10 protein-coding genes are annotated in these 11,809 nt (G+C 72.4%); 4 read left to right on the plus strand and 6 right to left on the minus strand.

The annotated features are described in order from the left end of the window. Positions 1–59: 59 nt before the first annotated feature. The 5 genes from ABD944_RS19025 to ABD944_RS19045 form a co-directional block, all read right to left on the minus strand. A complete protein-coding gene (locus ABD944_RS19025; protein ID WP_345178275.1) occupies positions 60–821 on the minus strand; it encodes a SecDF P1 head subdomain-containing protein in 762 nt (253 codons plus the stop codon). A gap of 434 nt (positions 822–1,255) precedes the next feature. Beyond that, complete coding sequence (locus tag ABD944_RS19030; RefSeq protein ID WP_345178470.1) at positions 1,256–2,287, minus strand: 2-oxoacid:ferredoxin oxidoreductase subunit beta; 1,032 nt, start codon at positions 2,285–2,287, stop codon at positions 1,256–1,258. A gap of 82 nt (positions 2,288–2,369) precedes the next feature. Continuing rightward, entirely contained in the window at positions 2,370–4,211 is a 1,842-nt protein-coding gene (locus tag ABD944_RS19035) for a 2-oxoacid:acceptor oxidoreductase subunit alpha (RefSeq protein ID WP_345178278.1), read from the minus strand. A 427-nt stretch (positions 4,212–4,638) separates the two neighbouring features. Then, positions 4,639–6,228 (minus strand): LolA-like protein, encoded by a 1,590-nt coding sequence (locus ABD944_RS19040; protein WP_345178281.1) that lies wholly within the window; start codon positions 6,226–6,228, stop codon positions 4,639–4,641. Positions 6,229–6,486: 258 nt separating this feature from the next. Then, complete coding sequence (locus ABD944_RS19045) at positions 6,487–7,554, minus strand: hypothetical protein (RefSeq protein ID WP_345178283.1); 1,068 nt, start codon at positions 7,552–7,554, stop codon at positions 6,487–6,489. Positions 7,555–7,910: 356 nt separating this feature from the next. Between ABD944_RS19045 and ABD944_RS19050 the strand changes: the two genes are divergently transcribed. The 4 genes from ABD944_RS19050 to ABD944_RS19065 are packed head-to-tail and all read left to right on the plus strand — an operon-like array spanning position 7,911 to position 10,994. Then, the gene (locus ABD944_RS19050; protein WP_345178286.1) at positions 7,911–8,282 is read left to right on the plus strand and encodes an NADH-quinone oxidoreductase subunit A; all 372 of its coding nucleotides are present in this window, start codon (positions 7,911–7,913) and stop codon (positions 8,280–8,282) included. Between the two features lie 27 nt (positions 8,283–8,309). Then, the gene (locus tag ABD944_RS42450) at positions 8,310–9,485 is read left to right on the plus strand and encodes an NADH-quinone oxidoreductase subunit B (protein WP_425550308.1); all 1,176 of its coding nucleotides are present in this window, start codon (positions 8,310–8,312) and stop codon (positions 9,483–9,485) included. Next, on the plus strand, positions 9,482–10,048 hold the full coding sequence (locus tag ABD944_RS19060) for an NADH-quinone oxidoreductase subunit C (protein WP_345178289.1): 567 nt from the start codon (positions 9,482–9,484) through the stop codon (positions 10,046–10,048). The genes ABD944_RS42450 and ABD944_RS19060 overlap by 4 nt, the downstream gene beginning before the upstream one ends. After that, the gene (locus tag ABD944_RS19065; protein ID WP_345178290.1) at positions 10,041–10,994 is read left to right on the plus strand and encodes a complex I subunit 1/NuoH family protein; all 954 of its coding nucleotides are present in this window, start codon (positions 10,041–10,043) and stop codon (positions 10,992–10,994) included. Before ABD944_RS19060 ends, ABD944_RS19065 begins: the two co-directional genes overlap by 8 nt. Before the next feature lie 20 nt (positions 10,995–11,014). Here the strand turns inward: ABD944_RS19065 and ABD944_RS19070 are convergent, their stop codons facing one another. Continuing rightward, positions 11,015–11,611, minus strand: coding sequence for a ComEA family DNA-binding protein (locus ABD944_RS19070; RefSeq protein WP_345178293.1), 597 nt, complete (start codon positions 11,609–11,611; stop codon positions 11,015–11,017). Between the last annotated feature and the right edge of the window lie 198 nt (positions 11,612–11,809).

The following is an 11,809-nucleotide window of genomic DNA, read 5'->3' on the forward strand; positions in this document are numbered from 1 at the left end:
CGATCGCCCGCTTTTTCGACGATGGAGGGCCGCCAGGCCCGAAGGAGGAGAAAAAGCAATCAAGAACGCAGCTGGCGGACCAGGGCGTTGGCCGAGGGGCGGTCGGGGGAGCCGGTGACGACGACCTTTCCGTCGGTGATGGCCATGTCGACGCGCGGCAGGGTGACGAGGCGGTCGCGGACGACGAAGGCCAGGTCGCGGCCGACCGTCGCCCGGGTCAGCTCGGCGAACGCGCGGCGGTCGCCGGGGCGCAGCGTGAGCGCCACGTCGTATCCGCCGGGCTTCACCCGCGACTTCTGCACGCGCAGGTCGGCGACCTTGTGGATCGCGATCCCCTGGGTGAGCCGGTAGCAGGTCACCCCGGTGGCGGCCTGTCCGGTGATGCCCTGCGTCCCGGCGGGGCACGGCCCTGGCAGCACCTGCGCGACGGGGTAGATGTGCAGCGGGGCGGCCAGCGTCACCGGGCGCGTCCGCATCGAGGACGCGATCATCCCGCCGGTCACCGCGACGGCCGCGATCAGCAGTCCCAGTGTGAGCACCATGACCAGCATCGCCGACCGGTGCTGGTCGGCGGCCCTCGCGGGCGCGGCCTCCCGGTACGGGCGGCCCTGCCGCCGCGCCGCCCGGCTCCGCTTCATCTCCGCGGCCTCCCGCTGCCGCTGGGCGGCCCGCGCCCGCCGCCTCTCGGCCTCCGTGCCCAGGGGGCGCGTGGCCGCGGGCAGAACGGCCGTCGTGGCCTGGGAGCGCGGCTCCGCGTCCCGGAGGCTCTCCTGCCCCAGCGCCTCAGCGGGGTCGCGGCCCGGCTCGAACCCGGTCTTCATGGGACGGGTGTCCGCGGTGGGCGCGGTGTCCTCGGGCGGGACGGGGGCAGGGGGCCGGGCGGTCGTCGGTTGGGGCTGCGTCGTCGCGGCGGCGTCTTCGGGGAGGACCGGTGCGGGCGGGGGCGGCCATTTCAGGCTCGGGTCCGGAGCCGCGGGTTCTGGGGACGGGGCGGGAGGCGCCGGGACCGGTGCGGGTTCCTCATCCCGCTGACGACCCTTGTTCAGGCGCGGTATGACCCGCATCGTCACCTCCCGGTTCGTGATCTCCTCAGTCTGTCAGGCGAGGACGCCGCCGCGCACGGCCTCCCGCCCGGAAGACCGCCGCGGATCGCCGGCCGACCGGCACGTGGGAGACCGTGCCCCGTTCGCGGGGTTTCCAAGCGCGAAAAGGCCCGGCCCCCGTGAAGCGGGGGCCGGGCCTGCGGAGACGCCGTCTAGTCGATGCGCCAGGTGTCGCCGCTGCCGAGCAGGGCCGCGAGGTCGCCCTCGCCCTGCGCCTGGACGGCCTCGTCGAGCTGGGCCCGCATCAGCTCGTCGTAGGACGGGCGGTCGACGTCCCGGAAGATGCCGATCGGGGTGTGCTCGAACGCCGGCTGGTCGAGCCGCGACAGCGCGAACGCCTGCGACGGGTCCGGGTTGTGGGCGTCGTGCACGGCGATCTCGGCCGGGTCGACGTCGGCGACGTTCACGACCTCGAACGACCCGGTCGGGGTGCGGCGCAGCGCCTTGGCACGGTCCGCCCCGAAGACGATGGGCTCGCCGTGCTCCAGCCGGACGGTGACGTCGTCGCGCACGTCCGCGTCCTTCAGCGGGTCGAACGCGCCGTCGTTGAAGATGTTGCAGTTCTGGTAGATCTCGACGAGCGCGGTGCCGCGGTGCTGCGCGGCGGCCCGCAGGACCGACTGCAGGTGCTTGCGGTCGGAGTCGATGGTGCGGGCGACGAACGTGCCCTCCGCGCCGATCGCGAGCGACAGCGGGTTGAAGGGGGCGTCGAGCGAGCCCATCGGCGTCGACTTGGTGATCTTGCCGATCTCCGAGGTCGGCGAGTACTGGCCCTTCGTCAGCCCGTAGATCCGGTTGTTGAACAGCAGGATCTTGAGGTTGACGTTGCGGCGCAGCGCGTGGATCAGGTGGTTGCCGCCGATGGACAGTGAGTCGCCGTCCCCGGTCACCACCCACACCGACAGGTCGGGACGGGACGTGGCGAGGCCCGTCGCGATCGCGGGCGCGCGGCCGTGGATCGAGTGGAACCCGTAGGTGTTCATGTAGTACGGGAACCGCGACGAGCAGCCGATGCCGGAGATGAACGTGATGTTCTCGCGGCGCAGCCCGAGCTCGGGAAGGAACGACTGGACGGCCGCGAGGATCGCGTAGTCACCGCACCCGGGGCACCAGCGCACCTCCTGGTCGGTCTTGAAGTCCTTCATCGTCTGCTTCCCGTCCGCCTTCGGGACGAGGGAGAGCAGGCCGCGGCCGTCCGCCGGTCCGTTGCCGTTGCCGTTGGCGGACCCGTTGCCGTTGGCGGGGACGGTGCCGTGGGCTCCGTTGTCACTCACTGTCGATCACATCCTGGATGACGCCCTGGAGCTCCTCGGCCTTGAAGGGCAGGCCGCGGACCTGGTTGTAGCCGATCACGTCGATGAGCAGCCGGCCGCGCAGCAGCAGCCCGAGCTGGCCGAGGTTGATCTCAGGGACGATCACCTTGTCGTAGGAGCGCAGGACCTCGGGCAGGTTCGCGGGGAACGGGTTGAGGTGGCGCAGGTGGGCCTGCGCGATGGCGCGCCCGGACGCCCGCACGCGCCGCACGGCGGCGGAGATGGCCCCGTACGTCCCGCCCCAGCCCACCACCAGGACGCGGGCCGCGCCGGACGGGTCGTCCACGGCGAGCGGCTCGATGTCGTTCGCGATCCCGTCGATCTTGGCCTGGCGGAGCCGGACCATGCGGTCGTGGTTGGCGGGGTCGTAGGAGATGTTGCCGGTGACGTCGGCCTTCTCCAGACCGCCGATCCGGTGCTCCAGCCCGGCCGTGCCGGGGACCGCCCACGGGCGGGCGAGGGTCTCCGGGTCGCGCGCGAACGGCTGGAACTCCTCCTGCGACGGCTCGGCGAAGTTCGGCTCGATCTTCGGCAGCGTCGCCACGTCCGGCAGCCGCCACGGCTCGGAGCCGTTGGCGAGGTAGCCGTCCGACAGCAGGATCACCGGCGTGCGGTACTTCACCGCGATCCGCGCCGCCTCGATCGTCGCGTCGAAGCAGTCCGACGGGGACTGCGGCGCGATCACCGGGACGGGCGCCTCGCCGTTGCGGCCGTACATGGCCTGCAGCAGGTCGGCCTGCTCGGTCTTGGTCGGCAGGCCGGTGGACGGGCCGGCCCGCTGCACGTCGATGACCAGCAGCGGAAGCTCGGTCGCGACGCCGAGGCCGATCGTCTCGCTCTTGAGCGCGATGCCGGGGCCCGACGTGGTGGTGACGCCGAGCGACCCGCCGAACGAGGCGCCGAGCGCCGCGCCGACCGCGGCGATCTCGTCCTCGGCCTGGAAGGTGCGGACGCCGAACCGCTTGTGCTTGGAGATCTCGTGCAGGATGTCGGACGCCGGCGTGATCGGGTAGGAGCCGAGGAAGATCGGCAGCCCGCTCTGCACGCCCGCCGCGACCAGCCCGTACGCCAGCGCGAGGTTCCCGGTGATGTTGCGGTAGAGCCCCGGCTCGTGCTCGGCCGGCTTGATCTCGTACTGCACCGAGAACGCCTCGGTCGTCTCGCCGTAGGACCAGCCCGCCTGGAAGGCCGCGATGTTGGCCTTCATGATCTCGGGCTTGCTGGCGAACTTGCGCTCCAGGAAGGCCAGCGTCCCCTCGGTGGGACGGTGGTACAGCCACGACAGGAGGCCGAGCGCGAACATGTTCTTCGCGCGCTCGGCGTCCTTCTTGGAGATGTCGAAGTCTTCGAGCGCCTTCACCGTCATCGAGGTCAGCGGCAGCGCGTGGACCCGGTACTCCGACAGCGAGCCGTCCTCGACGGGGCTGGCCGCGTAGCCGACCTTGGCGAGGTTGCGCTTGCTGAACTCGTCGGTGTTGACGATGAGGTCGGCGCCGTGCGGAAGATCCCCGAGGTTCGCCTTGAGGGCGGCGGGGTTCATCGCGACCAGGACGTTGGGCGCGTCGCCCGGGGTCAGGATGTCGTGGTCGGCGAAGTGCAACTGGAAACTGGACACGCCGGGGAGGGTCCCGGCGGGGGCGCGGATTTCGGCCGGGAAGTTCGGCAACGTGGAAAGGTCGTTGCCGAACGCCGCGGTCTCCTGGGTGAAGCGGTCGCCGGTCAGCTGCATGCCGTCGCCGGAGTCTCCGGCGAAGCGAATGATGACGCGGTCGAGCTGCTGGACCTGTTTGGTCACAGAGGAAGACCTCCTCGACGCGCAGCATCCGTCCTGGGGGAGGCACCCAGGATCGTGATGCTACTTAGGCTTACCTTCATGGTATGTCCGGGACGGGATGGGTTAGCGGTGACGGGCCGCACACTGGGATGACCGCGCAGGGAAGGCGCGCGTTCCTCGTCCGGTGCCGGTGGCCGCGCGTCATGGAGGCGAGCGACGGGCGGCGAACGCTCCGCAGGTCCTATCGGGCGATACGACCTGGACGGCCCCCCGGGTTCATCCCGAACACAGGCAGCTGCGCTGGCGGCACAGGTCGACGTGCAGACGCCGGACCAGCGGCCGCGCGGGACTCGTCGAGGAGCATCCGCTCCCCAGAGGCGTGGAGTTCACGACCCGAAGTGTAGACATCCGGAATCCCGTTCGACCGCACCGCCCCTGCACGTGGGGCTCACGGTGTCCCTGGTGTCTGAGATGTGGCGATTTCCGGTCGCTCCGAGCGCTTGACCGACGGTTCGGCCGACACCGTCGGGCCCGGCGTGCCCGCGGCCGCCTTCACCACCGCCCTGCGCTCGCGGTCGACGCGGGCGAGGAGCTTCGGCACGTCGGCGACGTCGACGGCCTCCCCGACGACGCGCGCCTTCGCCTCGTAGGGGTAGGAGCCGGGGTTGTCGAGGGCCGCGCGCATCCAGTGCCGCCACAGTTTGCTCGTCACGGTGCAGCGCAGGACGAGCGACCGGTTGGCCGGGACCGGTCCCGCCCCCGAGCACGACCCGAGCGGCTCGCCCTTGGAGGAGAGCGCCGCACGCAGCACCGCCCGCGCGCCGTCGGGCACCGTCGCGGGCTCGGTGAGCGTGGCGGGCATGCTCACCGTGCAGCCGCTGGTGTTCTGGTCGCAGTTGCTGAACGCCAGCGTCCCCGGCGTGAAGCGCAGGCCGGGATCGAACGCGCCCCCGAGCCGGGCCACCCGCAGACGCAGTTCGGCGAACAGCGTCTCCGGGGCCGCCACCGGCGCGACGGTGAAGTGCTGCGCCGCCTGCCCGGCCGGGCGCACAGCCAGCAGCCGGTACGGGGCCTGGGCCGTGAGCACGTACTCCGCGCCGGACGCCTTGACCTTGAAGGCGCGGACGCCGCCCACGTTCTCCGTGGGCGGTTTCGCCGGGGACTTCGCCAGCGACCTGGCGATCGCCTTGGGCCCGAGGACGTCCGGGACGTCGAAACCGGGCACCGAGGCGGGCGCCTTGGACCAGCGTCCCGCGTAGTACTCCGGGTGCGCGACGCCGCTCGCGTAGGTCTGCCAGAACGCCGTCCCGGCCCTGAGGTAGGTGTCGCCGCCGATCGCGACGACCTCCGCCGTCAGCACGCCCGCGGTGAGCGTGCCGCTCGCCGCCCCGGCCGGGGTCACGCGCAGCCGCGCCTGGACCGGCCGGCCGTTGATCGTCAGGGTGCCGTCGTAGCGCAGGCCCGTCCCGGAGGTGAGGGCTCGGCCCGCCGCGACCGTCCACGCCGGAGGAGGAGCCGGCGCGGTCGCCTTCGGCTTCGGCTTCGGGGCCTCCTCGCCCCCGGTGAGCGCCACGGCCGCCACCGCTCCGGCCACCACGACGGCGGCCGCGGCCCCGGCGAACATCACCACGCGCCGGCCCCGGGGCCTGCGCTGGCGCACCGGCGGGACGGGACCGCTCTGCGAGAAGGCCGCGCCCGGCTCGCCCGGGAAGCCCGCGTCAGGCGGGAGGCCCGCGCCGGGCGGAGCGGCGGAGGGCGGGCCCGCGGGGACGAAGGAGGGCGTGCCGCGCGGATCGGTGGGGGTCGCCTCCGGATCCGAGCCGGGGGAGCCCGTGTGAGCCGCGTCCGGACCGGTGGGAGCGGCCGCGCCGGGTGGGGCCTGGCCGCCGGCGACGCGGACGTCCCCCGGGTGGGGGCCCTCCTGGACGGGGGCGCCCTGCTGCGGGCCGCCGTCCGGGTGGGAGGCGTCGCCGGACTCGTCCGGATACGGGGGTCGGGAAGAGGCCGTCGGCGACGGCTCGTCCTGTTCAGCGCTCACTCGGGGCTCACTCTGCTCACTTCCGGGGCCAGGTACCGGCCCGACCGTCAGACACAAAGCAAGGGATCTGGAGGCGTCCCCCGGTGGGCGCCGACGGGCTCCGAAACGTTCCGGGGGGAAGGGCGGCCGCCGGGCCCTGGAGGGGCCGTCCACAAAGAGCATAAGGGTGCCCGGCGGCGCGTCCTCCCGGAACGGGAGGAGCGCCACCGGGCACCCTTGCCGGTGCGGATCAGCGCGTGATGCGCCTCACCTGCGGCGTCATTCGCTGTCGAGGCCGTTCTGCAGAGCGGACACCTCGGCGGAGGTGGCGCCGATCACCTTGTACTCGGCGTGCTTGTAGAACGTGCCGCCGGTCGCCTTCGCCCAGCTCGTCCACGAGCTGCTCACGACCCGGCAGCTCGCCCACTGGGACAGGGAGCTGGAGATCGTGATGCGCGCGGTGCAGTTGCCGAGGTCGCGGCCGGTCAGCGTGCCGGCGGTGAGCCGGAACCGGACGTCGATCGTGACGGGCTTCTCCACGTCGTACGGCGGCCGGATCTTGGCCTCGACCGTGCAGCCGGAGTTGCCGTTGCAGCCGCCCTTCTTCCACTCGTCGACCGTCGGCTTGGACGAGGCGTTGAAGGCGTCCTTCAGCTCGCCCATGCTGGTGCGCATGTCCGAGATGAGGGACGAGGCGTCGCCGGAGTCCTTCGGGGTGACGTCCAGCGCGACCCGCGGCGTGGTCGCCTCGTAGCGGATCAGCTCGGCGTCGTCCTCGTCGGTGATGTAGAGCGTGGAGGAGAAGGTGCTGAACTTGAGCGCCTTCTTGCCCATCCAGGTCGTCTCGATCGGCTTGACGCGCGACAGCCGGGCCGAGCGGATCTTGCTCGCCAGCGCCGTCGGCGACAGCTGCTCCTTGAAGTCGAGGTCGAGCTCGTCCGCGCTCAGCCGGCCCCACTGCTCACCCGAGGTGAGGTAGTAGGGGTCGTCGGTGGAGGAGATCTGCCGCGTCCAGTAGGACTTGTCGCCCTTCACGAACAGCTTGCCGTCGGCCGACAGCACGGTGACCTGGTCGGTGTTCCAGGTGACCGGACCCATCGCGCGGCCGCCCTTGGTGACGTTCAGCTCGCCGCGCAGCGTCTCGCTGCCGCCGAACGTGCCCTTCAGCGAGACCGCGCGGGCGGCGTCCATGTTGGTCGCGGCCGCGGTCAGCTTCTCCTCGGGGGACTTGCCGCCGCCCTTGGCCACCACGAACACCACGACCGCGATGATCACAAGGAGGACGAGGCCGCCGCCGATGAGGCCGATCACCAGGCCGCCGCCACCGCCGCGCTTCGGCGGAGGCATCGGCGGGCCCATCGGGCCGCCGGGGGGCGGGGGGAAGAAGGGGGGCGGCGTTCCGGGACCACCGAAGCCGCCGGGCGGGGGCGGGCCGCCCGGGCCTCCGGGTCCGCCGGGACCGGGCCCGCCCGGGCCCGCTGGCGGCGGCGGAGGCGGCCAGGAGGCCCCACCCGGGGATTCCCAGCCCGGGGGAGGCGGGGGGTTGCTCATCCGGTCACGTCCTTCCAGGTCAAAACCGACCCATGCGAACCTAGTGTGCAGCAAGAGCATGACATTGTGATCCTCCCGGGTGGAGGTACCACGTCACACTTCTCGATGCTGCATCGCGAGATACTGGATGTGACGCACACGAGGAGGATCTGGTGCATAACTATTTCGACACATATGTCGTTCTGGTCGTGTTGCTCCTCGCGGGCGCCGGGATCGTCGGGGGAGCTCTCGCGGCGAACCGGTTGCTGCGTCCCCATCGTCCCACGGTCGAGAAGCTGACGACGTACGAGTGCGGCGTCGACCCTGTCGGCGAGGGCTGGGCCCACTCCTACGTGCGCTATTACGTCTTCGCCTACCTCTACGTGGTGTTCGCGGTGGACGCGGTGTTCCTCTTCCCCTGGGCGACCGTCTTCTCCGACCCCGGCTACGGCGCGACGACGCTCGGCGAGATGTTCGTCTTCCTGGCGTTCCTGGCCGCGGGCCTCGCCTACGCGGGCAAGAAGGGCGTCCTGTCCTGGGTCTGACCCCTCCGGCGCTGTAACAATGGCGTCGTGGGCACCATCGATCTTCCCCCGCCGAGCGTCGGGCCGCTGTCGCGGCTCGCGCCCAAGCCGATCAGGTTCGTGCTCAACTGGGGCCGGCGCTACTCGCTGTGGGTCTTCAACTTCGGCCTGGCCTGCTGCGCCATCGAGTTCATCGCGACGTCGATGAGCAGGCACGACTTCATCCGGCTCGGCGTCATCCCGTTCGCGCCGGGTCCGCGGCAGGCCGACCTGATGGTCGTCTCCGGCACCGTCAGCGACAAGATGGCCCCCGCGGTGCGGCGCCTCTACGAGCAGATGCCCGAACCCAAGTACGTCATCTCCTTCGGCGCCTGCTCCAACTGCGGCGGCCCGTACTGGGACTCCTACTGCGTGACCAAGGGCGTCGACCAGATCATCCCGGTGGACGTCTACGTCCCCGGCTGCCCGCCCCGGCCCGAGGCGCTGCTGCAGGGCATCGTCCACCTCCAGGAGAAGATCGCGGGCGAGTCGCTGGGCGACCGCTACGGCGGGGACGGCGGCGGCGAGCCCGTCGCCCCGCCGCCCGCGCCGCGTCCGTTCCCGGCCACCGTCCTGCGCCGCCCGCTCCAGCCGCCGCCCCCGTCCGACGAGCACGAGAGCTTCGAGCACTGGCACAGCCTGGAGGCCGACGGCCATGAGGCCGAGCCTCCGAAGGACGAGGCGGAAGAGACCGCGGCCGCGGACAACGAGACGCTGCCCGTCCTGCACCTCGGCGACGCGGAGGCCACGATGGAGCTCGAACCGAGGCCCGAGACGCCGCCTGTCCGGCCGGAGGACATGACGCCGCCCGTCCGGCCGGAGGACAAGACGCAGCCTGTCCGGCCGGAGGACAAGGCGCCGCCCGTCCAGCCGCCGGTCGCGCCGGAGCCCGGAGCGCCGCCCGTCGATCCGACCGACGTCACCCAGCCCGTCCGGCATCTCGGCGAGGCCGACGTTTCGGGCGAGCCCGAACCCGCGCCCGAACCCGAACCCGAGCAGGCCGCGCCTCCTGCTGGGCCGTCCGACACGACGCAGCCCGTCCACATGGTCGAGGACCAGTACGTCACCGTGCCCGTCCCGGTGGTGGAGGACGACGACCTGGGCGCGGACCCGTCGCACGACCCGTCGATCATCCCCGGGCTGGTGGACGACGACCACGACGACCAGATCGGGCGCGACCGATGAGCCCGCAGCCGCCGGGAGCGGAACTCGCCGACGCCTGGACGGGACGCTTCGGCGACGAGGTCACCACCGAGGAGACCTTCGGCGGGCTGGCCGTCGGGGTGTCCCCCGAGCTCTGGCTGGACGCGCTCACCTTCGCGCGCGACGACCTGTCCTGCGGCTTCTTCGACTGGCTGACCGGCGTCGACGAGCTGGAGGACGGCTTCGCGGTCGTCGTCCACGTGTACTCGCTGGAGCGCCGCCACCACCTGCTGATCCGCACGCGCGTCACGAAGCGGGCGCCCGTGCTGGCGACGGCGACGGGCGTCTACCGGGGCGCCGCATGGCACGAGCGGGAGACGGCGGAGATGTTCGGCATCCTCTTCGAGGGCCACCCGAACCTCGTGCCCCTGCTGCTGCCCGACGGGTTCGAGGGCCACCCGCTGCGCAAGGACTTCGTGCTCGCCGCCCGCGTCGCCAAGCCGTGGCCGGGCGCCAAGGAGCCGGGCGAGTCGGGGCACGGGGCGCCGAGCCGCCGCCGCGTCCGCCCGCCCGGGGTTCCGGAGGGCTGGGGGCCCCATGCTTGAGGTCGTGGTCAAGCTGGTGCTGGTCGCGGGCGCGTTCGCGGTGCTCCCGCTGCTGGTGGGGCAGGCCGAGCACAAGGTGATGGCGCACATGCAGGGCCGTCTCGGCCCCATGTACGCGGGCGGTTTCCACGGCTGGGCACAGCTCGTCGCCGACGGCGTCAAGTTCGCGCAGAAGGAGGACGTGGTCCCGCGCGACGCCGACCGCTGGGTGTTCAAGCTGGCGCCGGGCGTGGCGATCGTCCCGTACCTGCTGGTGCTGCTGGTGATCCCGGTCGGGCCCGGCGGGCAGGTCGCGCTCGACCTCGGCCCCGGGGTGTTCTTCGCGCTCGCCGTGATGGGCGTCGGTGTGATCGGCGCGATCATGGCGGGCTGGGCGAGCGCGAACAAGTACTCCCTGCTCGGCGGGATGCGGGTCGCGGCGCAGCTGATGTCCTACGAGCTGCCGATGGTGTTCGCGGCGTCGTCGGTGGCGATGGCGGCGGGGACGCTGTCGCTGCAGGGCGTCGTGGAGGAGTGGCGCTGGTGGTGGCTGCCGTGGCAGGCGGTCGGCGGCGTGGTCTTCTTCGTCGCGGGCCTGGCCGAGCTGCGGCGCCCGCCGTTCGACATGCCGGTCGCCGACTCGGAGATCATCTTCGGCCCGTACACGGAGTACGGCGGGCTGCGCTTCGCGCTGTTCATCCTGGCCGAGTACGCCGGGATCGTCGTGCTGTGCGCGCTGACGACGGTGCTGTTCCTCGGCGGGTGGAAGGGCCCGTTCCTGAACACCGAGCTGGGCTGGCTCTGGACGCTGCTGAAGATCGCCGTGCTGGCGTTCTGCGTGATCTGGCTGCGGGTCAGCTACCCGCGCATGCGCGAGGACCAGCTGCAGAAGCTCGCCTGGGCGTGGCTCGTCCCGCTGTCGCTGGCCCAGCTCGCGCTGACCGGCGTCCTCAGGGTCGCCCTCTGAGCGCCGCCGGCGCCGGGGGGTCAGCGGAGGAAGATCGTGAAGTCGGCGAGCTGGGGGAGGACGTCCGGCGGGACGTCGGCGTCGAGGGCCATCTCCTCGACGGAGACGAACCCGCCCGCCTGCGCGCGGCGGCGCACGATCCGGTCGGCGATCTCCGGGGTCATGCCGGGCAGCGCCTCGATGATCTCGCGGGGCGCGTGGTTGACGTCCACGAGCCCGCCGTCGTCGTAGGCGCGCGGCACGTCGGGGCGGCCGATGCGCAGCTCGCGGGCGAGCGCCGGGTCCTCGGCGGCGAGCGCGCGGGCCTGCTCGCGCAGCGACCGCCGGTACCTGGCGACCTCGATCGCGTGCTCGTTGAGCACGTTGCGGGGGATCTCGCGGGGGAAGACCGACGGCCGGACGGCGAACGCGTGCCCCGTCCCGGCGATCCACAGCAGGATCGCCAGGAACGAGCCGAGGACGAGGAAGATCGGGTCGCCGGCCTGGAGCATCATCATCACGGCGGCCGTGCCGGCGCCGTAGCCGGCGGCGGTGATCCCGAGCCCGAGGGACCGCCGCCGGACGGCCGCGTACAGGAACGAGAACGGCGTCCCGTAGCCCAGCGTGACAAAGGGCACGAAAGCCCACACGATTCCGCGGGCCGTCTGCGGGGTGGGCACCGGGATGGGCGACGGCAGGGGCGGCTGCGCGGGCCCGGGCGGCCCCGGGTACGGGGGCCCGGGCGGACCCGGGTACGGAGGGCGCCTGCCGGGCGCCGGGTGCGGCCGCTGCGGAGGTCGCGGCGGGTGCCGGTGCTGGGGACGGGGGTGGTCGGA

This window comes from Actinomadura verrucosospora, assembly GCF_039540335.1.
In the GTDB taxonomy this organism is placed as follows: domain Bacteria; phylum Actinomycetota; class Actinomycetes; order Streptosporangiales; family Streptosporangiaceae; genus Spirillospora; species Spirillospora verrucosospora.

Bases quoted from the DNA above. Each gene is read 5' to 3' on its own strand.
- ABD944_RS19045 (WP_345178283.1), bottom strand. From the start codon at position 7,554: ATGCCTCCGCCGAAGCGCGGCGGTGGCGGCGGCCTGGTGATCGGCCTC.
- ABD944_RS19065 (WP_345178290.1), top strand. From the start codon at position 10,041: ATGCTTGAGGTCGTGGTCAAGCTGGTGCTGGTCGCGGGCGCGTTCGCG.
- ABD944_RS19060 (WP_345178289.1), top strand. From the start codon at position 9,482: ATGAGCCCGCAGCCGCCGGGAGCGGAACTCGCCGACGCCTGGACGGGA.
- ABD944_RS19025 (WP_345178275.1), bottom strand. From the start codon at position 821: ATGAAGACCGGGTTCGAGCCGGGCCGCGACCCCGCTGAGGCGCTGGGG.